We start from the raw sequence: 23,014 nt of genomic DNA, 5'->3' as shown, positions 1-23,014 counted from the left end.
CCTAGTCGGTCAACTCGCGCAGCTCCCGGGCGAGCCGCTGAAGTTCCTCGTCCTCGACGATCATCGACGTCTTGACGGTCCAGGCCTGCACATGCCAGCCGTGGTTCCGTAGCGCCAGCGACAGGATGAGGTAGTCGGGCTCACCACCAGGCCCCTCGATCCGCAGGAAGTCGAGCTCCAACTCGCCACCCGTCCCCCACACCATCCGGCTGTTCCCCCACTCATGCCAGTGCGCGGCGACGTGCTCGAAGAATGTGGACAGACCTGCGTAGTCGCGGTTCAGGTCCAGCTCCCGCCTCGCGGTGACTTCCTTGAGATGCAGCTCGGCCGCGAGGAAGCGTCGTTTCTCCCGCGGGATCTCCGGGCGGCTGTCGTCCCGTGGCCAGCGGACGGCGGTCAGGCGGAGGTAGGCCTGGGGTTTTCCGATTGTGATGGACTGCATGAGCCCAGTGTTGCGCTATAGGTTCTGGGTATGGCGGCCGTTGGCGATGAGGTGTCGGTGGAGGTTGCTCGGCGGCTTGCTCTGGGCGCGCAGGGGTTCGGGAGTGGGCGGCCCAAGCGGGCGGATGTGCGGCGGGCGATCCGGGCAGCCGGGGTGCTGCAGCTGGATTCGGTGAATGTGCTTACGCGCTCGCATTACCTGCCGGTGTTCTCGCGGATCGGCAACTATCCGCGGGGGACGCTCGACAAGCTGGCGTGGGGTGCGGACCGGGAGTTGTTCGAGTACTTCTGGGGACACAAGGCGGCGCTGATCCCGCTCACGGCGTACCCGCTGATGCGGTGGCGGATGCGGGCGGCGGAGCGGCAGGTGTGGGACGAAGAGCTGAGCCCGGAGATCTCCGCGCCGTGGTCGGTCGTGGCGGGGATGCGGCGACTGACCGCCGAGCGGCCCGGGTACGTCGACCAGGTCCTGCAGCTGATCACCGAGAAGGGCCCGTTGACCGCGGGCGAGGCGAGTCCGGACGGCGTACGGCGGAAGCGGAGCGACCCGGATCCGGATCCGACCACCGGGCGGATGTGGAACTGGCAGGACGCGAAGATCGCGATCGAGTACTTGTTCTGCGCCGGCCGGGTGACGATCGCGGGCCGCCGGCACTTCGAGCGGATCTACGACCTGACGGAGCGCGTCCTACCCGCCGACGTACTCGCCGCGCCCGAGCTCACCGCCGACGAAGCCCGCCGCGAGCTCGTCCGGATCGCAGCCCGCGGGCTCGGCATCGGCACCGCCAAGGAACTCTGCGGCTCGAGCCAAGGCCACTTTCCGTTGCCCACAGCAACCGCCCGCGAGGTGATCGGCGAACTGACCGACGCCGGCGAGCTGATCCCGGTCCGGGTCGAAGGCATCAAACAGCAGAGCTACCGCTGGCACGAGGCGAAGGACCGCCCGATCGACGCCCGGGCGCTACTCTCCCCGTTCGACCCCCTGATCTGGAACCGCGACCGCACCCATCACCTGTTCGGCTTCTTCTACCGGATCAGCATCTACACCCCCGCACCCCAACGCGTGCACGGGTACTACGTCCTGCCGTTCCTGCTGGGCGATCAGCTCGTCGCCCGCATCGACCTCAAGGCCGACCGCCAGACATCCACCCTCGTCGTACCCACCCTGACCGCCGAGGCCGACGCAGCCGACTTCATCGAACCCTTGGCCGCCGAGCTCCACCTGATGGCCGACTGGCTGTCGCTCGACCACATCGCCGTTCCGGCCGGCGGCCGGCTCGCGGCTCAGTTGACCGATCGGATCCGCGTGACGAGTACGCCGGCCAGGACGGTGACCGCGGATGCCGAGAGGTAGAGCACCGGGTAGCCACCCAGGTGTTTCACGATCGGGGCCGCGATCGCGGGCGCGAGGACCTGTGGCAACGAGTTGGCGATGTTGATGACGCCGAGGTCCTTGGCCCGGTCGCGGGCGTTCGGGAGTACCTGGGTCAGCAGGGCGAAGTCGACGGACAGGTACACGCCGAAGCCCATGCCGAGGATGATCGCGCCGAGGATCGCGCCCGGCCAGGTCGGCCAGGCCGCCAGGACGACGCCGGCCACGGCCATCACCCAGCCGGACGCGGTGACGAAGACCTTGCGGCGTGCGGAGCGGTCCGACCAGCGACCGAAGGTGATCGCGGTCGTGAGCACGCACACGCTGTAGATCGCCGTCAGGATCAGTACGCCGGTGTCTGCATCGTCGACGCCGACCTCGTCCTGCAGGTAGTAGAACAGGTACAGCGTGCCGAGCGCATTGCCCACGTTGAACAGGAACCGGGTCAGCCACGCCCACCCAAAGTCCGGGTACCGTCGCGGGCTGATCCAGAAGCCCCGAAGGAAGTCCCGCAGGACGAACGCAGGGCGCTCAACCAGCTGCACGTCTTGGCTACGCAACAGATACGGGACCACCGACAACACCAGGAACGCCGCACAGGCGGCGTACCCGAGCGCGTAGCTGTCGAAGGCGGCGGCGAGCGCAGTACCCACCAAGGCGCCCAAGACCTGCGAGATTGCGACCCAGCCGCCGACCCCGCCGCGCTGGGCGACGGGCACGCGATCCGGTACGACGGCCGTCACCGCGGCGAGCAGTGCGTTGCCGAACAGTTGCATCAGGCACCAACCGAGCAGCATCAACACGATCAGGTGCGCGCCGGCCAGGATACCCAGCCCGACCGCGCCGCCGACCGCACCCGCCACCACCCACGGCACCCGCCGTCCGAAGCGTGACGTGGTCCGGTCCGAGATCGCGCCGAACGCCGGGTTCGCGAACACCGACACCGCCGCGCCGACCCCGGTCACCAGCCCGAACACGAACTCCTTGTTGCCTGGAGCAACCGCCTCCGACTGCTTCGCCAGCAGCACCTGGATCGGCCCCAGCCACGCGGCGAAGACACCCACGTTGGCCAGTACGACGGCCGCCGTCCACCCCGGCCGCACCCGGACGGTCGGCTCCGCCAACGCGGACGGCACGACCCCCGGCTCGGGAATCATGCCCGGCTCTGGGTGATCACATCACGCAACCAGTGGTACGACGCCTTCGGCGTACGCTCCTGCGTCTCGAAGTCGACGTGCACCAACCCGAACCGCTGCGAGTACCCGGCCGCCCACTCGAAGTTGTCCAGCAGCGACCACTGGAAGTACCCGCGGACGTCGATCCCGTCGTCGATCGCGCCCTTCAGCGCACGGAGGTACCCGTCCAGGTACGAGATGCGGCGCTGGTCGTCCAGGCCGTCGAACGAGCAGCCGTTCTCGGTGATGTAGATCGGTGGCAGCCGGTCGCCGTACCGCTCCTTGAAGATCCGCAGGATCTCGCCGAACGCGTCCGGCACCACCGGCCAGCCGAAGTCCGTGGTCGGGTAACCCTTCAGCGTCCGCGGCTCGAACGGCAGACCGGGCGGCAACAGCACTCCGTCCGTCGCCGCGGTGTCGGCCTGACCGGTGGCCGCGCCGACCGAGACCGGTGCGTAGTGGTTGATACCGAAGAAGTCGAGCGGTGTCGAGATGACCGCGAGATCGTCGGTGACCGGTCCGGGCATCGCGTCGCCCATGCCGTTCGGGTACTCGCCGAGCAGGATCGGGTCGGCGAACAGCCAGTTGATCAGGTTGTCGTACAGCGCGGCTGCTTCCTTGTCCTCCGCGCTGTCACTGGCCGGCCACGTCGGCGCGTGGTTGCTGGCGATGCCGATCTGAGTGGCACCGGCGGCTCGAAGCGCCTGTACCGCGCGACCGTGCGCGAGCAGCTGATGATGCGCGACCGGGAGCGCGTCGAACAACAGCTGCTTCCCGGGTGCATGCGCACCGAGCGAGTACCCCATCAGCGTGAGCACCACCGGCTCGTTGATCGTGATCCACATCGACACCCGGTCGGCGAAGCGTGCGCCCAGGATCCCGGCGTACTCCGCGAAGCGATCGGTGATGTCGCGGGAGAGCCAGCCGCCGGCGTCCTCGAGCGCTTGCGGGGTGTCCCAGTGGAACAGCGTCGGCGCCGGCTGGATCCCGGCGCCGAGCAGGGTGTCGATCAGCCTGTCGTAGAAATCGAGGCCGGCCGCATTCCCCGGCCCGCTCCCCGACGGCTGGATCCGCGGCCACGCGAACGAGAACCGGTAGGTGTCCACCCCGAGCTCCCGCATCAGCGCGACGTCCTCGGCGTACCGGTGGTAGTGGTCGCATGCGACCGCACCGGTGTCGCCGTTGAGGATCTTGCCCGGCTCGGCGCAGAACGTGTCCCAGGTGGAGGGACCGCGGCCGCCTTCGGCCACGGCACCCTCGATCTGGTACGCCGACGTCGAGACCCCCCACTTGAACCCCGGCGGAAACCGCAGCTCAGCTGCCATTCGCATCATCCTCGTCAGGCTTGGCGTCCTGAGGTCGCGGCGGCTCGACCTTGTGCACGATGACGGCGGTGCCGTATGCCGCGACCTCACTCATCGTCTGAGCGATCTCGTTGCAGTCGAACCGCATCGCGAGGATCGCGTTCGCGCCCATCTGCTGCGCCATCTGGCACATCCGCATCACGGCGACGTGCCGCGACTCGGCCAGCATCTGGGTGTACTCCGGCACCTCGCCACCGCCCAGCGACCGGAAGCTCGCGGTGAAGTTCGACCCGAAGTCGCGGCTCCGCACGGTCAGCCCGAACACCTCGCCGAACACCTTGTCCGCGGTATAGCCGGGCAAGTCGTTCATCGTCGAGACCAGCACCGGGTACGGCGAACCCTGCGGCGCGACATGCGGTGCGCTTTGCTGGGCCGGCTGATAGTTGCCCGGCGCCTGACCGTAGCCGGGCTGCTGCCCGTACCCCTGCGGCGGCGGACCCTGCTGGTATCCCGGCGGCGGACCCTGGTACCCCGGCGGCGGCCCCTGCTGGTAACCACCCTGCTGCGGCGGGAACGGCTGGTTCGGAGGAAAGTTCTGGTTCATGCCCTCATCCTGGCATCACCATCTGAACACCTGCAGCTCATACAGCGAATACCCGTAGGACGTCGCCCGCTGCGTCCCGGTCACCCGCACATACCGCGCGGGAGTGGCCGCGAACCGCACCACGTCCTCACCGCCGTTCCCGGTCGTCGTCGCGTACACCTGTTGCCAGGTCGCCCCGTCCCGCGACACCTCGACCGTGTACGACTTCCCGTACGCCGCCTCCCAGTCCAGCACCACCCGGCGTACGGTCTGCTCGTTGCCGAGGTCAACCTTCAGCCACTGCGGATCCGACCAGTCGCTGGCCCAGCGGGTGTCCGGCTTCCCATCGACGGCCTGCGCCGGCGGGGAGTTGTACCACCCGGTCTCGTAACTGCTGGCCGTCGCCGTCTTCCCCACGGCCAGGTTGGTGACGTCGTCACCCCGTCGCGCCGGGAACTCGACCACCTGCTGGTACGTCGGCCGGTTGACCCAGGCGATCCGGTCCTGGGTGATACCGCCCATCGGCTGGTGCGCGATCTGATCCGCGCAGAACTGGTCGCCGGCGGCACAGTCCGCGGTCGCCGGGTACGTCGTACCCGCCGGCACCTTGGTTGCTGCGAGCAACGTGTCGGTCAGCACCGACCGGCATCCGGCCAGGGTCCCACCGCCGCAGTACGTCACCGGTTGCGAGGCCTTCACCGGGTCGCCAAGGACCTTGCGGAGGTCGCGTTGGACGAAGCCCCACCAGCCGCTCTGGAACGACGATCCCTGGGCGCTCGGCCGCTCGTCGATCTTCAGGTTGGCGACGAGTGCGCCGTACAGATCAGGCCCGAGGTCCTTGAACTCGGCCGGCACGAGCAGCGGCCACCAGGCGTCGAGGATGCGGATGGCGTCGGCGTTGTCGTAGGTCTTCGACGACGCATTCGGGGTCTTGCGGTGGGCGCCGGCCTGTTGCCAGGCGGTCAGCTTGGCGACCGCGTCGGCGACCGCCGGGTCGGTGACAGGTGCGGACTTCAGGACTCTGAGCAGGTAGGGCAGGACCTGGTCGCCGCGGAGGTCGACTGTGGCCGCGTCCTCCATCGCCTCGACCAGCTTGCCGCGGGTGAACTTCTGACCGCTGTTGATGACCGCCTTGATCCGGTCGTCGAGCGGCTGACTGCGGTAGACCGCGTTGTAACCCCACTGCCCGTCGGACGCGGAGTACCCGGGCGCCTGCTTGTTGTTCCAGCTGGTCAGGTAGTCCTGGTTCACGACCTGCGGATGCTGGCCCGGCGGGGTGTACGTCGCGCGGTTCGTGTCCGGGTTCCAGCCCTGCCACTCGTACGAACTCCAGGTCGGCAGGTTCGGGTCGGCGCCGGCCGCGCGGACCGGGTTGTCGCCGGAGTTGAAGTACGCGATCGAGTCCTTGTCGGTGTAGAACCAGTTGAACGTGTAGCCGATGTTCGCGGCGGCTCTCTGGAAGTCCGCGGCGGAGTGGATCCGGTCCGGGTCGTTGAATTGCATGAACCCGAGCGCCGACCCGGCCTCGTTCCCGTACGTCGACCGGTTCTTGGTGAACAGCACCGGCTTCCCGCCGACCGTCCCGCGATGCGTGACGATGCCGTACTTCGTGCGCAAGGCAACCAACGTGTACGACCCGGCCGGCTCGGACGATCCGAGGCTGGCGTACCAGGCGTTGTGCCGCTCGAGCCGCTCGATCGGAACACACTGCCCACGGAACTCGTAGTACTGCGAGTTCTTCGTCGGTGTCCCGCCGTTCGGCTCACACAGCGGTACGGCGAACGTGTCGGTGATGTCCTGCCCGGCAGACGTGGCACTCCACGAGTAGTCGGGGCCGCGGCCGATCAGCGTGTAGAAGTTGAGGCCGGCGAACGCGATGCCGCGCGAGCTGACCCCCGGGCCTTGCAGCTCCTGGCGCATCAGTAGTTGCGGCGCGAAGTATCCGGTCTGCGGCCCGTAGACCGCGATCGGGTTGCCGCTCTGGGTGTGCGCGCCGGAGACGAGCAGGGCGTTCGACATCCCCTTCTTACCGAAGCCCTCCGGGAACAGGCCGTCGTCGAAGATCCCCTTCAGCGAGCCCGAGCCCTTCGGCGCGGGTTTGGCGGCCGCGGTCTTGTTGGCGGTCTGGTCGATGACCTCGGGCTCGGCGGTGACCGAACCACGGTCCGGCATCGCACGGCCGGCCGGGTTCGGGCCGGTCGTCCCGTAAGGGAAGGAGGTGCCGTTGTGCACCGTCGTACTGGCTTCTGGGTCGTTCTGCGAGCGGAAGGACTCCCACACTTTGGTGCCCTCGGCAACGCCGTACTTCGCTTGTGCTTCGAGCAATGCGAGCGCGGACGTGACCTCCGCCCCGCCGCCCGTGCCGAAGATGCCCGCGACCACGGCCGCGGTGGCGACGACGTCGGTGACCTTCCAGTGCGGAGTCGGCCACTGCAGACCGAGCGCGACGTACTCGCCGGGGTACGCGATGCCGACCGTATCGATGTAGTGGTTGACGCCGTCGACCCAGGCCTGGATGTCCTGCTGCATCTTCACGCCATCGGCGCCGTACAGGTCGTCGGCGTCGTCGAACTGCCGTTGGAGATCGGCCTCGGTGTACGGCGCGGTGCGCCAGAACTCCTGCTCGAACTCGCGGTTCGCCTCCGCACCACCCGCGAACGGGGTCAGCTGGCCACGACCGAGGTGACGGAACACGTCCATCACGAACAGCCGGTCCTGCGCTCCGGCGAACCCGGCGCCGAACATCGTGCCGAGCCGCGTGGTCCCGGTGATGTGCGGGATCCCGCGCGACTTGTCCCGCACGATCGTGACGTCGCTGCGCGGATGGATCGTGCTCGCGACGTCGCCCGGCTTCACCCCGAACGACGAGTCGTCGTAGTACGGCGCGAGGCCGTCGTCGGTGATGCCCTGCGAGTTCCAGACCAGGTCCTGGTAGGGCTTGACCGTGTCGCTGAAGTGGGCCGGTCTGACGCCTAACGCCTTGAAAGCAAGGAGATCCGTGAAGGTGGCGTTGCCGTTCTGACCCGGCGGCAGGATGTCGCGACATTGCTCGAGGCAATAATCTGCCGGGGTCGCGGCAACGGCCTGCGGGGTGGCCTGGGTCGGTGCCGGCAGCGCCGCCAGGACGGCGGTGACAGCGGCGGCGGCGATCGTGATGCGAAGGCGGGTTCGGAGTGCGGGGCGGGGCACGGTTCCCTCCTCAGGTCGGTGAAAGTGAGAATGACTCACCAGTAGCATCAGGTCAAGAACTCACGTCCAGACTCTCGCCAATTGCTGTCCGTGACCATTACGCTCTGCTTCACCATGACGATCTCCATCAACGAGCGGAGCGAGTTGATGCAAGGGGACAGGGCGCAGACCGCTCAGGGCAGGCTGGAGCGAAGCGGAAGCCTGTTTGAGCGTTACCGCTTGAGTGTGGTGATCAACGCCAAGGGGACCTTCACCCCGCTCGGGGTGTCGAGGAGTTCCGACGGGGTGGCCGAGGCCGTCGCACAGGCGCTGCCTGAGTTCTTCGTGATGGACGAGCTCGGCGACCGGGCCAGCGAAGCCATCGCGCAGGTGACCGGCGCCCAGGCCGGTGCGGTCGTGCACTGCACCGCGGCCGGCATCACCCTCGCGGTCGCGGCCACGATGACCGGCGGCGATCCCCGGCGTACCGCGGCGTTGCCGGACGCAAGGGATATGCACAACCGCGTCGTCCTGCCGGCTTGTCAGGTGATCGACTACGGACACACCAACCTGCAGGGGATCCGGCTCGCCGGCGCGCAGGTCGACCTGGCCGGCGACGAGGACGGTTGCACGATCGCCGAGCTCGAGGACGAGCTCGACGGACCGGATGTCGCGTGCCTGATGCTGGTGGCGTCCCGGCTGACCCGCGGCGAGCCGATCGACCTCGTCGCCGCGATCCGGGCCGCGCACCGTCGCGGCGTACCGGCGATCGTCGACGCGGCCGCGCAGTTCCCGCGGATCGCGGATCTGCTCGCGACCGGCGCCGATCTGGTGCTGGTGAGCGGGCAGAAGTACCTCGGCTCGCCGACCGCCGGGCTCGTCGCCGGGAGCTGGCCGCTGGTGCAGGCGCTGCGGGCCCAGGAGAAGGGCATCGGGCGGGTGATGAAGCCGACCAAGGAAGCGATCGTCGGCGTACTCGCGGCTCTCGAGGAGTGGCAGGCGTTCGACCGGGTGAAGTGGGAGGCGGACGAGCTCGCCAAGGTCGACGCGTTCGTCGCCGCGGCGTCCCGGATTCCGGATGTGACCGCCGAGGCCGTCCAGGACCCGACCGGCCTGCAGGTGTCCCGGGTCCTGCTGAAGGTCGCCGACGCCAAACGCGTCGCCACCGAGCTCGAGGCCGGTACGCCGTCGATCTACGTGATGACCGACCGGATGGCCGAGGGCGAACTGATGCTCGAGCTCATCCCGCTCGACGAGGACGAGATCGCGACGATCCTCGCGCGCCTGTGGGCCATCCTGACATGAGTCGGCCCTGATCCCCTTGTATTGAAGGGAATCAGGGCCGAAGTACTCAGTGCTGGTACGACTTGTTGCCGTTGCTGCGGCGCGGACCACCGCTGCCGCCGCGGCCCTCGTAGCCACGCGGACGGCTGCTGCCGAACCGCTTGCCACCCTTGCCGCCGCCCTTGCCGAAGCGCTGCGGCTTCGGGGCCGGAAGCTTCACCGGGTACCCGGACGGCTTGGTGCCGCCGGTCAGCTCGGTGACCAGCTCGTCGCCCGGACGGGCCCGGACCGGCTCGGCCTTGACGCCGGCCGACTCGGCCATCCGGATCATGCCGCGCCGCTGGTGCGGCAGCAACAGGGTGACGACCGCGCCCTTGCCGCCGGCGCGCGCCGTACGGCCGGCGCGGTGCAGGTAGTCCTTGTGCTCGGCCGGCGGGTCAGCCTGGACGACCAGGCCGACGTCGTCGACGTGGATGCCGCGCGCGGCGACATCCGTTGCCACGAGCACCGGAACCGAACCGTCCTTGAACTGGTCGAGCGTCCGGTTCCGCATGCCCTGGGTCAGGCCGCCGTGCAGTGCGGCAGCCATCACGCCGCGGTCGCGCAGCTGCGTCGCGATCCGGTCGGCGCCCAGCTTGGTGCGGACGAACACGATGGTCCGGCCGTCGCGGCTGGCCAGCTCGGCCGTCAGCGACTGCTTGTGCGCCGGCTCGATGACCAGCAGGTGGTGCTCCATCGTGGTGACGGTGGCCTGGCCGGACTCGGTCGAGTGCGTGACCGGGTCCTTCAGGTACGTCTTCACGATCGTGTCGACGTCGTTGTCGAGCGTCGCGGAGAACAGCAGGCGCTGGCCCTCCGGCGGCGTCATGTCGAGCAGCGTGGTGACGGCGGGCATGAAGCCCATGTCGCACATGTGGTCGGCCTCGTCGAGGACCGCGATCTCCACGGCGCCGAGGTCGGCCGCGCCCTGCTCGCACAGGTCGATCAGCCGGCCCGGGGTGGCGATCAGCAGGTCGACACCACGACGGAGCGCGTCGATCTGCTTCGGGTACGGGAGACCGCCGGCGATCAGCTTGAGCGACACGTTCATCACGTGCGCGAGCGGCTCGAGGGCGTCGTGCACCTGCATCGCGAGCTCGCGGGTCGGGACCAGGATCATCCCGCGCGGGCGGCGCGACTCGGTGTGGCCGCCGGCCAGGCGCATCAGCGTCGGGAGACCGAAGCCGAGGGTCTTGCCGGAACCGGTCTGACCGCGGCCGAGCACGTCCTTGCCCGCCAGCGCGTCCGGGATGGTCGCGGCCTGGATCGGGAACGGTGCGGTGATGCCGTCGCGGGCCAGCCGCTGCACCATCCGCGGCGCGATCCCGAGCGCGGCGAACTGGTTGTCATCGGCAACATTGCCGAGGTCGACGACCGGCTCTTCGCGGCGAACGGGCTCCTCGCGGCGCGCGTCCTGCGAAGGACGCCGAACGAACGGCTTGTCGTCGCGCCGGTACTGCGGACGCTCGCCCCGGGCGCGGTCGTCGCCGCCCCGGAACGCAGGCTTGTCGTCGCGCCGGAACGCAGGCTTGTCGTCGCGCCGGAACGCAGGCTTGTCGTCGCGCCGGAACGCAGGCTTGTCGTCGCGCCGGTACTGCGGCCGGTCACTCCGCTCGCTCCGCGCGTACTGCGGCTTGTCGCCACGGTCGTTGCGGTCGTCGCGCGCGTACTGCGGCCGGTCACCACGGTCGTTACGCGCGTACTGCGGCTTGTCGTCGCGGCTGTACTGCGGACGGTCGTCGCGGCTGCGGTTCTCGTAGCGCGGGCGCTCGTCACGGCCGCGGTCGTCGCGGTTGCGGTCGGTGGTGCGGTCATAGCTGCGCTGACCGCGGTCCTGGCGGGCCGGCTCGGAGCGGTAGCCCTTGACCGGCTTGCTGTCCTCACGCGGGGCGTCCGCGCGCGGCGCGTCGTACGACGCGTTCGCGGCCAGGCGCTCGCCGTACGACTGGTTCTGGTACTTCTTGTGTCGGGGCTTCTTGGCCCGCCCGTCAGCGGACTCGGAATCGTGCTGGTGGTGCTGGGTCACGCAAACTCTCTCTCGGATTCACGGACGAATGGCGCCGGATCGCAGCCGCAGCGAAGCTCCGGTCACGAATTCATGACCGGACAACGTGCTCAGCAGGAGACGGGCATCGACCTGCGGGTGCTATCGCGTTGCACCCATGTCGCCGGATCTTCAGCGGATGCCGAAACCGACGGGTCGGAGCGCCTGGGAACATCTCTGGTGACGCGACGCGCGCACCGACACGAGAAAAGTATAACCGATCGTGACCGTCACCCCGACCACGTACCCAACCGGAATACCACCTGCCGGAGTGGTCTTGCGGACCTGCACCACTGACCAACCTCACCCGCCGCCCGCCTGCCCGCGCCTGCGAGCGTCCGATCCGGCAGTTGGTCAGTGCCCGGGGTTCGGCCGTGTGAAGTTCAAGTCCGCTTGAGTTCTTGGAACGCCGTCCTAGGGTGGCGGTATGGCGGAGGACAACATCCCGAGCAAGGAGCACTGGCTCTCGATCGGGGAGATCGCGCATCGGTCCGGGGTGGCGGCGTCGGCGTTGCGGTTCTACGAGGACCAGGGGCTGATCAGGTCCCGGCGTACGGCCGGCAACCAGCGTCAGTACCAGCGGAGCACGCTGCGGCGGATCGCGTTCGTACAGGCGGCCCAGCGGGTCGGTCTCGCGCTCTCGGAGATCAAGAACGCGCTGGACTCGCTCCCCGAGGACCGCACGCCGACGCGTGCCGACTGGAGCAAACTCTCGAAGATGTGGCGTAGCCGTCTCGACGAGCGCATCGCCGAGCTCGAGCGTCTCCGCGACGACCTGGACACCTGCATCGGCTGCGGCTGCCTCAGCCTCCAGCGCTGCAACCTCTACAACAAGGAAGACCGCCTGGCCACCCGAGGCCCCGGCGCCCGCCTCCTCAACGTCGGCATCCCCGGCGAGTCATAACAGCCCCCGCTCGACAACGCCGACGAGCAGCTCGGCGGCGGCCGCCGCTGCGATCAGATCCGCGACCGCCCCGCGTTCCTGCTCGAACACTCATAGGCGCGGAGTTATGGCCGGCATAGAACGGCGGGCGTGATTCGCGGGTTATCCCCTGGGTTTTCTGCGATCTGATGCGGAATTCCGGGGCGCTTGGGAGCATCCGATGGTGGCGATCGGTAATCCGCCCGTCGCTATCCGCCACCGATCCGGAGTGAGGCCCTCCATGTCGCATCGCCGTATCCTGACCAGTCTCGCGGGGCTAGCCGCCGCCGCGCTGGCCGTGCCCGCGTTGGCAGCGTCCCCCTCGACTGCCGCGCCGGCCACTGATTCGCACAGCTCGCACGTCTCCACCGCCGCCACCCGCGCGGCGTACGTCGGCTCGCCGCAGGACGAAGCCGCCACCAAGGCGTTCTACGACGCCGTGATGAAGTCCGCCCGCGCCAAGATGGCCAAGCAGGCCAAGGCCGGCCAGAAGGTCACCGCGGTGACGGTCACGTACGCCGTCGACGCGCCGACCTTCGCGTCCCAGATCGCGTCCAGCTCGTCGATCTGGAACTCGAGCGTCAGCAACGTGAAGCTCGTCGAGGGCAGCAACTACGACTTCTACTACACCGAGGGCAACGACCCGCGCGGTTCGTACGCGTCGACCGACGGCCACGGCAGCGGCTACGTCTTCATCGACTACGCCCAGTCGCAGCAGTACGACAAGACCCGGATCGTCGCCCACGAGACCGGCCACGTGCTCGGCCTGCCCGACCACTACTCCGGCCCCTGCTCCGAACTGATGTCCGGCGGCGGCCCCGGCCCGTCCTGCACCAACCCGTACCCGGACGCCACCGAACGCTCCAAGGTCAACGCCCTCTGGGCCAACGGCTTCGCCAAGACCACCAAGGCCGCCTTCCACACCTCCAAGTAACCCAGTACCTCCGGCCCGGAGCCGCCCGGCAGGGGACGGCTTCCGGGCCGGAGCCGCTCCTTGTGCACCCACCGACCACTGATCCGCCCCGGAACTGGTTGGCCGGTGCACAAAGTGCGGTTCAGCGGGCCGGGCCGGTGGAGCCGCGGACTACTAGTTCGGGGCGGAAGAGGAATTCGGTGTGGGGGGTGGCGTGGCCGCGGACCTCTTCCAGTAGGGACTGGACGGCGGCTAGGCCCATGGCCTGGACGGGCTGGCGGATGGTGGTCATCGGGGGGTCGGTGAACTCCATCATCGGGGCGTCGTCGTAGCCGACGACCGAGATGTCGCCCGGTACGGCGAGGCCGCGTTGGCGGGCGGCTCGGATGACGCCGAGCGCCATCATGTCGGAGCCGCAGACGACCGCGGTGACGCCGGCGTCGAGCAACTGCCGGCCGGCTGCCTCGCCGCCCTCGACGCCGAACATGCTCAGCGCCACCATCGGGTCGATGTCCTCGTCCGACACCCCCAACTGCGCCTTCATCGAGGTGCGGTAACCAGCCAGTTTCCGCTGTACGACGATGAACCGCTCCGGCCCGGACGCGAACCCGATCCGGCGGTGGCCGAGGGCAACCAGATGCGCGACCGCGAGCTCCATCGCGGCGTACTCGTCCGAGGACACGAACGGCGCCTCGACCGACGGCAGCCAGCCGTTCACGAACACCACCGGCAGCCGCCGGTCCACCAGCGCCTGGTACCTGGCGTGATCCGCGCCGGTGTCGGCGTGCAGACCGGACACGAAGATGATTCCGGAGACGCCGCGCTCGAGCAGCATCTCGACGTACTCCTCCTCCGTCGCTCCGGAGGGTGACTGCGTGCAGAGCACCGGGGTGAAGCCGCGCTGGGACAGCGCGGACTCGATCACCTGCGCGAACGCCGGGAAGATCGGGTTGATCAGCTCGGGCATGACGAGCCCGATCAACCCCGCCGACCGCCGCCGCAACCGGGTCGGCCGTTCGAACCCCAGCACGTCGAGCGCGGTCAGGACGGACTGTTTGGTCTCGTCCGCCACTCCCGGCTTGCCGTTCAGTACCCGCGAGACCGTCGCCTCACTGACCCCCGCCTTGGCCGCGATATCCGCCAGCCGCGCTCTGCTGCTCACGCCCGGCACTGTACCCAGCCCGAACCTGACTTTTCAGCAAGATCCTGCAAGAACTTGCAGACTGCGCGTGGGTGTCCACTACGTGAACAGAACGGACACGTCACACGCCGCATACCTTGTCAGGACGAGCGGGCCACGCGAGGATAGGCGGACTCCCCCGCCTCGGGGGTGCCTTTACTCGGATCGTCCGGCACGTTCCTGCCGGTGAAGGGAAGAAATCGTCATGGCTACTGTTTCGTTCAAGGCGGCGACCCGGATCTACCCCGGTTCCGACACGCCGGCCGTCGACAAGCTCAACCTCGAGATCGAGGACGGCGAGTTCATGGTGCTCGTCGGCCCGTCGGGTTGTGGTAAGTCCACCTCGCTCCGGATGCTCGCCGGCCTCGAAGAGGTCAACGAGGGTTCGATCTACATCGGCGACCGCGACGTCACGCACCGTCCGCCGAAGGAGCGGGACATCGCGATGGTGTTCCAGAACTACGCGCTGTACCCGCACATGTCGGTCGCCGACAACATGGGCTTCGCGCTGAAGATGCAGGGCGTGTCCAAGGAAGACCGCGCCAAGCGCGTGATGGAGGCCGCCAAGCTGCTCGGCCTGGAGGAGTACCTGGAGCGCAAGCCGAAGGCCCTCTCCGGTGGTCAGCGTCAGCGTGTCGCCATGGGTCGCGCCATCGTGCGTAACCCGCAGGTCTTCCTGATGGACGAGCCGCTGTCGAACCTCGACGCCAAGCTGCGGGTGCAGACCCGTACGCAGATCGCCGAGCTGCAGCAGCGTCTCGGTGTCACGACCGTGTACGTCACGCACGACCAGGTCGAGGCCATGACGATGGGCGACCGGGTGGCCGTCCTCAAGGACGGTCTGCTCCAGCAGGTCGACACCCCGCTGAACCTGTACGACAACCCGAAGAACAAGTTCGTCGCGGGCTTCATCGGCTCGCCGGCGATGAACCTGATCGAGGCCGACATCACCGAGACCGGGGCCAAGGTCGGCGACTACGTGATCCCGATCGAGCGTGCGGTGCTGGCCAAGGCCGGCAGTGACAAGACCCTGACCGTGGGCGTTCGCCCGGAGGCCTTCAAGGTCGCCGACGAGGGTCTGCCGGTGAAGGTCGCCGTGGTCGAGGAGCTCGGCGCCGACGCGTACCTGTACGGCACCGCGGAGCACAACGACGAGCACCAGCAGATCGTCGCCCGGATCGACGCCCGGATGCCGGTCGAGAAGGGTTCGACCATCCGCCTCGCGGCGGTGCCGGACAAGCTGCACCTGTTCTCGGCGTCCACCGACGAGCGGCTGACGGCCTGATCCTCAGCGGTTTCTACCGGCCCCTGGTGGTTCCTCCACCGGGGGCCGGTGGCTTCTCCAGCCGTTCCGCGGGGTCCATGTTGGTTTGCTTCAGCAGGTAGTGCGGGCGCTTCTTGGCCTCGTAGTAGATCCGGCCGATGTACTCGCCGATCACGCCGAGCATCACCATCTGCAGCCCGCCGAGCCCGGTGATCGCGGCGATCAGCGTGACGTACCCAGGCATGTCGACGCCGTGCAGGAGCGCGGCCACGAGCACCCAGATCGCGTATCCGGCAGCGACCGCGGTCAGCAGCAGTCCGACGTAGATCGCCATTCGCAGCGGCTTGTTGTTGAACGACAGCAGTCCGTCGAGTCCGTACTCCAGCAGTCGCCGGAACGTCCACCGGCTCTTGCGGTCCGGCGCCGCCTTCACGTTGTCGTACTCGAACAGGATCGACTCGAACCCGATCCAGGCGAACAGCCCTTTCGAGAACCGGTTGTACTCGTTCAGCTCGAGCAGTCCGTCGACCGCGCGCCGCGACAGCAGCCGGAAGTCGCCGACCCCGTCCATCAGCTCGACGTCGGCCCATTTGTTGATCAGCCAGTAGTACGCCCGCGCGAACAACGTCCGGGTGGCCGGGTCGCCGGTCCGGTTCCGCCGGGCGATCACCTGGTCGAAGCCGCGCTCGTACTCCGTCAGCATCCGGCCGATCAGCTCTGGCGGGTGCTGCAGGTCCGCGTCCATGATCACGACCGCGTCGCCGGTGGCGTAGCGCAGGCCGGCCAGCATCGCGGCCTCCTTGCCGAAGTTGCGGCTGAAGGACAGATACCGGACCGAGTCGTCGGTGGCTGCCAACCCGACGAGCGCCTCGAGCGTCCCATCACTACTGCCGTCGTCCACGTACACGACCTCGTACTGCCGGCCGGTGGCAGTCAGTTCGCGGCTGAGCGCCTCGTGGAAACGGTTGACCACCTCGACCTCGTTGTAACACGGCACCACTAGGCTCAGGCGCGTTGTCGGGCTCATGCGCAACTTCCAGAAAGGGCAGGGGGACGGTCGGTGGCTTCAGCGGACGGCGATTCACCAGGGGTACTGCGGCGACGTTCGGCGCTGCCGCCCGCCGTCGTCGCCTTCGTCGTCGTGGCGGCGGTGTTCGCCGCCTCCGGAATCATCCGCGGTACCTATCCCTTCGGTTCGCTGTCGCGCAGTACCAACGATCTTGGCACGCAGTACGTCCCCTTCTTCGCCCACCTGTGGGACGTCCTGCACGGCCGGGCCCAGGGTGACCTGCTGTTCAACTGGCAGAGCGCGTTCGGGGTCGGCTTCCTCGCCGACTTCGGGGTCGACCTCGGCAGCCCATTGTCCCTGCTGGTGGGGTTGTTCCCCCGCCATCAGATCGACCTGGCCGTCTACGTCATCACCACCCTGAAGCTGAGCCTGGCCGCGGCCGCGATGGCGGCCCTACTGATGAAGATGCGCCCAGGCCCCCGCTGGGTTGCCGCAATGCTGGGTGTTTCGTACGGCGTCTGCGGCTGGGCGCTCGACGACGGATCGTACGTGCCGATGTGGCTGGACGGCCTGATCGCACTGCCGATGTTCTTCATGGTGGCGGAGTGGTCACTGCGCCGGACCAACCGGCTGCTCAGTGTGCTGGTGGTCGGCCTGTTCTGGCTGTCCAACTTCTACACCGCCTACATGGCAACGATCGCGGGTGGGATCTACCTGCTCGCCCGGGTGCTGACCAGTGACCTCAGGTGGTCGCTGCGACTGCGGGCGATCGTGCGGCACGGCATCTCGTTCGTCCTCGGCATGGCCTTGGTCGCGCCCATCCTGCTACCGATCCTGCTGACGAACCGCGCCGCAACGCCGTCACCGTCCGGGATCTTCCACCCCTCCGCGCTGGACACCTTCCTGTCCCGGCTGCTGCCGCTGACCGAAGGCGTCGGGCGGACCGCGAGCCTGTACGTCGGGACCGTCGCCCTGCTGCTGGCGCTGACGATGCCGTTCAACAAGTTCGTGCCGTGGCTGACCAAGCTGGTGTGGGTGATCACGACCGTCCTGATCGCGTTGTCGTTCCGATGGCCGCCCACGCAGGAGTTCTGGCACGCGTTCGACACCCCGAACGGCAGCCAGTACCGCGAGGCGTTCGTGCTCTGCGGCGTGATCGTGGTGGTCGCGTGGGTCTCGGTCTCGCACAAGCTGCCGGGACCGATCGCGCTGCTGGGCGGCGCGGCGTTGCTGGCGCTGATCGCCGTACTGTCCGACGGCAGCACGCTGCTGACCAGGCATTGGCTGTTCGCGCTGATCATGTCCGGAGCCGCGACTTTGGTTGCGTTCGGCACCATTTGGACGCTGCGCCGGATCCCGGCGACCCGGCGGGTCAAGTGGCCCGTCGCGGCCGCATTCGCGATGCTGCTGGTGGTTGTGGCCGTCGAGACGACCTGGTCCGCGGTCGTCACCGATGAACGACGCGGGCGGGTGCTCGGCGCATCGGCCGCGGCGTGGGACGACAAGCAGACGGCGCGGTACGACGCGCTTCGGGCGGCCGGACGTTGGCCGGCGTACCGGACCGAGCCGGGTACGTCGATCACGCCGAACGACCCGATGTTGCTCGGCGGGCAGGGCGCCGGCCTGTACAGCAGTCTGTTGCCGGAATCGACGAACGAACTGCTGACCAGCCTCGGTTTCGGCTGGTCCGGGTACGGTCGCGCGTCGCACACCCTCGACAACCCGGTCACCGACGCGATCTTCTCGGTCGGCGCCCGGATGCGGCTCGTCGGCAGCGGTCAGCCGGACATCACCCACTCCGACGCGCCGCCACTCGTCACGGTACGGCGACGGCTCGGGACGACGGCTCCTGTCGACACGAATGCGCCGAACGCGTATGCGATCCAGGAGCGGTTGCTGGGGAGCACGGTGTACGAGGTCCCGAAGTACAAGGGCACGCGGTTCGAGACCGGTGATGTGAAGCTGGTCGCGGCGTGCACGCCCGGTACGTCGGCTTACCTGTTCATGCCGCGGGTCGGCGGACGGGCCCGGCTGGCGGACGGGCAGTGGCACGAACTGAGCGCGACACGACGACCGGGGATCAACACGAGCAGCGCGATGATCAGCCTCGGTTCCGTGCCGAAGACCGGCGTGGTGCTGATCGAACTCAACTTCGGCGAGGACCCGCAGGGCATCCCGCCGCACAGCGCGATCGGCTGCCTGAACCACCAGGAACTGGCGAAAGCGATCCGGCGTCTGCGGGCCGGCGGGGCGACCGATGTGGAGGCCGGCGGGCATTCCCTGCACGCAACGCTGCGCCCCGGCAGCACTGGATACGCCGTACTCTCCGTGCCGAAGATCGACGGCTGGATGTGCTCGGCCGGCGGCGGAAAGGCGCAGGTGCCGCGCGACTATGGCGGCCTGATCGCCGTTCCCCTGACTGGCAGCGCCGACCGCATCGACTGCACCTTCGTCCCACCAGGCCTCCGCCGCGGCCTGGCAGTTGGCGGGGCGGCCGCCGTCCTCACCCTCGCAATCGTCCTCCTAGGCACCGTACGCCGACGCCGACGCACGCGACTAGCTGACGCGTAGTCCGCCCGACGCGGGCTACTGCTTCGTCGGGGTGAGACGTGGTGAGTGGTGAAGGTGGTCTGCCCCACGTTGCCGCTCGCGTTCGGAGCCCAATTGCCTGCGATGGCTTCATGCGTCCGCCCGCGACGACGGCTGCCTGTGACTAGTTGATGTCTCGGCGGTAGAAGACCCAGCCGCCGAGGGCGATCGCTACCACGGCGAGGATCGCGAGGTACCAGGCGCCGTGCTCAAACGACAGCGTCTTCTGGACGTAGTCGCAGACGTAGCTGCCGTCGGTGCCGGTTTTGCATTCGGTGACGTAGTACTGCGCGTCGTGGCGGACGAAGGCGTCGAAGTTGATCTTGATCAGCCACGGCTGGGCCTTCTCCAGGAACGCGGCGAAGACGCCCTCGGCCAGGACGAGGTATGCCATCACGACACCGATCGCCGCCGCCGTGTGCCGCAGCAGCAGGCCGACGACGCAGCCGAGCGCGGCCGCGAGTGCGGTCGTCACCACGGCTCGGCCACCGATCGCGCTCAGGTCTCCCCACGTCTTGGACGTCGTACTCGCGGTGTCGCCCAGGTGGTCGACGATCAGGAACGTGCCCAGCAGCACGACCGCGAGCACCACCGCCGCGATCGGCACGAACCCGGTCGCGGTCGCGAGCAGCTTGCTCCCGTAGACCCGCAGCCGACGCGGCTCGAACGTCAACCAGTTGCCGATAGCACCGGAACTGAACTCCGCGCCGAGAAAGCTGGCCCCGATCAGGAATGCCGCAAAGGCCAGGAAGTACGACGATCCTTGCAATAGGTCCGGCATGATCTGGGCGAATACCGTCGGGGGCTTGCCGTAGTCCTCCAGCTTGGGCTCCGGATAGGCGCACATGTCCTCGACCGTCGGCTTCGGATCCGGCTGGGTCTTCCAGTCCTCCTCACACTGCGCTCGGTTCTCGGCCGCGTGGTCGACCCAGTCCTTGTGCGCCAGCTGGAAGTGACGCTCAGCCTGCTGCTGTTCGGCCGCGGACAACGGTTGTGCATCGAACCAGGTGGCGACGAGCAGCAGCGCGGTGATCAAGAACAGTCCGCCGACGCCGATCAACGTGAGCCGGCGTGCGGTCAGGCGGCGGAGCTCGACCTTGGTGAGTCGGATCATCACAGCCCCTCGCCTTCGGTCAGCTCGAGGAACACGGACTCCAGGTCCGCGCGGACCAGGACCAGCTCCGACACGTACAGCTCCTGATGGGCGAGACGACGGGTCACATCTGCCGGGTCAGTGGCACCTTCGACGAGCAGGTAGTTGCCGTCGGCCCGCACGGTCATCCCGGCCGCGGTCAGGATCCCGGTCGCGGCCTCGTGGTTGTCAACAGCAACCTTCACGACTGGCGCAGTACTGCCACCGATGACCTCGGCAACCGTTCCGGAAGCGAGCAGGCGGCCGTGGCCGATGATCGACACGGTGTCGGCAACCTGCTCGACCTCGGCCAGGATGTGGCTGCTGACCAGCACGGTCTTGCCTTGGTCGCCGAGCCCGCGCATGGTCTCCCGGATCTCGCGAATCCCGGCCGGGTCGAGCCCGTTGGTCGGCTCGTCGAAGATCAGCAGATCGGGGTCTTTGAGCAGCGTGGCGGCAATCGCGAGGCGCTGCTTCATGCCGAGGGAGTACGACCGGAAGCGATCGTTGCCGCGCTCACCGAGTGAGGTCTGCTCGAGTACTTCACCCACGCGCGTCCGCGGGGCCCCGATCGCCTCGGCGAGCAGCTCGAGGTTCTTCCGCCCGGTGAACGCCGGGAAGAACTTCGGCGACTCGACAATCGCACCGACCCGCCCGACCACCTCAGGCAAGTGCGCCGGCACCGTCTTCCCGAACACAGCCATCGTCCCCGCATCAGACCGAACCAGCCCGAGCAACATCCGAATCGAGGTCGTCTTTCCGGAGCCGTTCGGCCCCAGAAACCCATGCACGCCCCCGGTCGGCACGTCGAGGTCAAGCCCCTGGACCGCGACCACCTTGCGGCCCCGACGGGTCCGGTAGGTCTTACGCAACCCACGCGTACTGATGGCCACGTCGGACATCCACACCCCTCTCGTCGTTGAGCTGACGCACAGCGTGACAGGTTTGTTCGCGCCCCGGCGGTTCCCCACGCGTGCCACGCAGCCACTTTCGTTGCAGCGCTCGTCAGCTCGTGTCGAGCTATCCGAGGCGGCGTAGCGCTGGCTCGATGGTGGCCTCGACTCGGGAAGTCATGCCGGGTACGTCGACCGGGCGGCGGCCGGCGACCTGGCCTTGGATCCACTTCGAGCCGGTGCCGTCATAGTGCAGTAGGGCGTACACGTCCCACCACGGATCGAGAGTTACACCGGCGATCGACTCGTAGAGCGACCGGAGCTGCTCTGCCCACTCGGGTGAGTAGAGCGCTGCCAGGTACCGCCGGCAATGGCCGACGTCGATCGCGCGTGACCCGCGATAGATGGAGTTCCAGTCGGTCAGTCCGGTGATCTTCCCGCGCGACCACAGCAGGTTGACCGGCAGGAGATCGCAGTGCAGAAAGACGGCTGTATCGTTCGGCGGCGGCGCCGCCATCACGTCGAACGCCGCCCTCCACACAGCCGGCTTCTGTGCGTCGGCCGGCACCCGAAACTCGCCAACAGGAGCGATCCAAGAGTCCGTCCAAGGCCTGAACGTCTTCGCTGGGAGATCGAGGGAATGGAGCAAGACAGCAAGCTCCGCGATCCTCGTCAGCCACGCCCCAGGTTCCTCCGGGTTGAGGTGAACGTGCCCGGGCAACCGCGTCGTCAGCAACGACGGCAAGCCACCCGTCGAAGTACCAGCCACGTCAGTAGCCAGAATGTCCGGAACTGGGAGCCTGCTTCCCGCCACCACACCAAGGTTGGCGATCTCCCGCTCCAAGGGCTCCTCCAGGCCGAGCCCGGCCGGATACTGGCGCAGTACGACTAACGTTCGCACGCCACGTCGCTCGACAGTCAGCCGATTCACGGCGGAGCAGACGCCACCGGTCATTCGGCGGTAGCCAACGACGCGACTGCCCTGCCCCATCGACGCCGCAACCCAGGCGAGAGTCTCCGCGGAGGGCCGACGCTGCCTGAACCCGCTATCCCTCCAGTCGCCGTCGGTCATGAGTGCGAGGCTATGCGTCAGGGGCCTGCGGCGATACGGGTTTTCTCACCCGTCAGAGGGCCATGACCTGGCTGCTTGACGGCCGTCACCGTCTGAATCAGAGGCCCAGTTCGGTGAGGCCGGGGTGGTCGTCCGGGCGGGGGCCCGGAGCGTCCCAGTGGAACAGGCGGTCGGACTCCGCGATCACCTGGTCGTTGATGCTGGCACGGCGGACCCGCATCAGGCCGTTCTCGTCGAACTCCCAGTTCTCGTTGCCGTGTGAGCGGTACCACTGGCCGGCCGCGTCGTGCGACTCGTAGACGAACCGGACGGCGATGCGGTCGTCGGTGAACGCCCACAGCTCCTTGATCAGCCGGTAGTCCAGCTCGCGCGCCCACTTCTGGGTCAGGAACTCGACTACCTCGGCCCGTCCGTTCACGAAGACGTCCCGGTTCCGCCAGTAGGTGTCCGGCGTGTAGGCAAGCGAGACGGCCTCCGGGTCCTGTTTGTTCCACGCGTTCTCCGCAGCGCGGACCTTCTGGATAGCCGTCTCCCGGGTGAACGGGGGCAATGGCGGTCGTGCGTTCACAACCAACTCCTTCAGTCGCCGACAAGTCCGTTCAATCTTGGATCAGATCTCCCGGAAACGCG

18 protein-coding genes are annotated in these 23,014 nt (G+C 68.1%); 6 read left to right on the top strand and 12 right to left on the bottom strand.

Annotated features, from left to right (window positions below; genetic code table 11):
- Position 1: 1 nt before the first annotated feature.
- Positions 2–442: a hypothetical protein gene (locus tag OHA10_RS16435; RefSeq protein WP_371407072.1), complete on the bottom strand. Its 441-nt coding sequence runs from the start codon at positions 440–442 to the stop codon at positions 2–4.
- Positions 443–472: 30 nt separating this feature from the next.
- Between OHA10_RS16435 and OHA10_RS16430 the strand changes: the two genes are divergently transcribed.
- Positions 473–1,795, top strand: coding sequence for a winged helix-turn-helix domain-containing protein (locus OHA10_RS16430; RefSeq protein WP_371407071.1), 1,323 nt, complete (start codon positions 473–475; stop codon positions 1,793–1,795).
- On the opposite strand, the gene OHA10_RS16425 is transcribed toward OHA10_RS16430, so the two are convergent.
- From OHA10_RS16425 to OHA10_RS16410, 4 genes are read right to left on the bottom strand one after another with little or no spacing between them, the layout of a single operon-like run.
- Positions 1,726–2,970 carry an MFS transporter gene (locus tag OHA10_RS16425; RefSeq protein WP_371407070.1) on the bottom strand — a complete coding sequence of 415 codons (1,245 nt, stop codon included), beginning with the start codon at positions 2,968–2,970 and terminating at the stop codon, positions 1,726–1,728. The genes OHA10_RS16430 and OHA10_RS16425 overlap by 70 nt on opposite strands.
- Positions 2,967–4,313 (bottom strand): GH1 family beta-glucosidase, encoded by a 1,347-nt coding sequence (locus tag OHA10_RS16420; protein WP_371407069.1) that lies wholly within the window; start codon positions 4,311–4,313, stop codon positions 2,967–2,969. The genes OHA10_RS16425 and OHA10_RS16420 overlap by 4 nt, the downstream gene beginning before the upstream one ends.
- Positions 4,303–4,896: a YbjQ family protein gene (locus tag OHA10_RS16415; RefSeq protein WP_371407068.1), complete on the bottom strand. Its 594-nt coding sequence runs from the start codon at positions 4,894–4,896 to the stop codon at positions 4,303–4,305. Before OHA10_RS16415 ends, OHA10_RS16420 begins: the two co-directional genes overlap by 11 nt.
- Positions 4,897–4,911: 15 nt before the next feature.
- Entirely contained in the window at positions 4,912–8,064 is a 3,153-nt protein-coding gene (locus tag OHA10_RS16410; RefSeq protein WP_371407067.1) for a penicillin acylase family protein, read from the bottom strand.
- A 225-nt stretch (positions 8,065–8,289) separates the two neighbouring features.
- Here OHA10_RS16410 and OHA10_RS16405 point away from each other — a divergent pair, with 225 nt between their 5' ends.
- Positions 8,290–9,348 (top strand): aminotransferase class V-fold PLP-dependent enzyme, encoded by a 1,059-nt coding sequence (locus tag OHA10_RS16405; RefSeq protein ID WP_371407954.1) that lies wholly within the window; start codon positions 8,290–8,292, stop codon positions 9,346–9,348.
- Between the two features lie 46 nt (positions 9,349–9,394).
- Here the strand turns inward: OHA10_RS16405 and OHA10_RS16400 are convergent, their stop codons facing one another.
- Positions 9,395–11,392 (bottom strand): DEAD/DEAH box helicase, encoded by a 1,998-nt coding sequence (locus OHA10_RS16400; RefSeq protein ID WP_371407066.1) that lies wholly within the window; start codon positions 11,390–11,392, stop codon positions 9,395–9,397.
- Between the two features lie 445 nt (positions 11,393–11,837).
- On the opposite strand from OHA10_RS16400, the gene soxR reads away from it, so the two are divergent.
- A complete protein-coding gene (gene soxR / locus OHA10_RS16395; protein WP_371407065.1) occupies positions 11,838–12,314 on the top strand; it encodes a redox-sensitive transcriptional activator SoxR in 477 nt (158 codons plus the stop codon).
- A 259-nt stretch (positions 12,315–12,573) separates the two neighbouring features.
- Positions 12,574–13,266, top strand: a complete 693-nt coding sequence (gene snpA, locus OHA10_RS16390) for a snapalysin (protein WP_371407064.1) — start codon at positions 12,574–12,576, stop codon at positions 13,264–13,266.
- Positions 13,267–13,387: 121 nt separating this feature from the next.
- Here the strand turns inward: snpA and OHA10_RS16385 are convergent, their stop codons facing one another.
- On the bottom strand, positions 13,388–14,407 hold the full coding sequence (locus tag OHA10_RS16385) for a LacI family DNA-binding transcriptional regulator (protein ID WP_371407063.1): 1,020 nt from the start codon (positions 14,405–14,407) through the stop codon (positions 13,388–13,390).
- Positions 14,408–14,630: 223 nt separating this feature from the next.
- Here OHA10_RS16385 and OHA10_RS16380 point away from each other — a divergent pair, with 223 nt between their 5' ends.
- Positions 14,631–15,710, top strand: coding sequence for an ABC transporter ATP-binding protein (locus tag OHA10_RS16380; RefSeq protein WP_371407062.1), 1,080 nt, complete (start codon positions 14,631–14,633; stop codon positions 15,708–15,710).
- A gap of 13 nt (positions 15,711–15,723) precedes the next feature.
- Here OHA10_RS16380 and OHA10_RS16375 read toward each other — a convergent pair whose 3' ends face one another.
- On the bottom strand, positions 15,724–16,716 hold the full coding sequence (locus OHA10_RS16375) for a glycosyltransferase family 2 protein (protein WP_371407061.1): 993 nt from the start codon (positions 16,714–16,716) through the stop codon (positions 15,724–15,726).
- A 33-nt stretch (positions 16,717–16,749) separates the two neighbouring features.
- On the opposite strand from OHA10_RS16375, the gene OHA10_RS16370 reads away from it, so the two are divergent.
- Entirely contained in the window at positions 16,750–19,269 is a 2,520-nt protein-coding gene (locus tag OHA10_RS16370) for a YfhO family protein (RefSeq protein ID WP_371407060.1), read from the top strand.
- Positions 19,270–19,411: 142 nt separating this feature from the next.
- Here the strand turns inward: OHA10_RS16370 and OHA10_RS16365 are convergent, their stop codons facing one another.
- The 4 genes from OHA10_RS16365 to OHA10_RS16350 all read right to left on the bottom strand — a co-directional run bounded on the left by OHA10_RS16365 (position 19,412) and on the right by OHA10_RS16350 (position 22,952).
- Entirely contained in the window at positions 19,412–20,401 is a 990-nt protein-coding gene (locus tag OHA10_RS16365) for an ABC transporter permease (protein ID WP_371407059.1), read from the bottom strand.
- A complete protein-coding gene (locus OHA10_RS16360; protein WP_371407058.1) occupies positions 20,401–21,321 on the bottom strand; it encodes an ABC transporter ATP-binding protein in 921 nt (306 codons plus the stop codon). Before OHA10_RS16360 ends, OHA10_RS16365 begins: the two co-directional genes overlap by 1 nt.
- Positions 21,322–21,439: 118 nt before the next feature.
- Positions 21,440–22,384 carry a phosphotransferase family protein gene (locus OHA10_RS16355; protein WP_371407057.1) on the bottom strand — a complete coding sequence of 315 codons (945 nt, stop codon included), beginning with the start codon at positions 22,382–22,384 and terminating at the stop codon, positions 21,440–21,442.
- A gap of 97 nt (positions 22,385–22,481) precedes the next feature.
- Positions 22,482–22,952: a nuclear transport factor 2 family protein gene (locus OHA10_RS16350; protein WP_137252566.1), complete on the bottom strand. Its 471-nt coding sequence runs from the start codon at positions 22,950–22,952 to the stop codon at positions 22,482–22,484.
- Between the last annotated feature and the right edge of the window lie 62 nt (positions 22,953–23,014).

Source organism: Kribbella sp. NBC_00662, from assembly GCF_041430295.1.
Classification (GTDB): Bacteria; Actinomycetota; Actinomycetes; order Propionibacteriales; family Kribbellaceae; genus Kribbella.
This window is presented reverse-complemented; position numbering and strand designations above follow the sequence as displayed.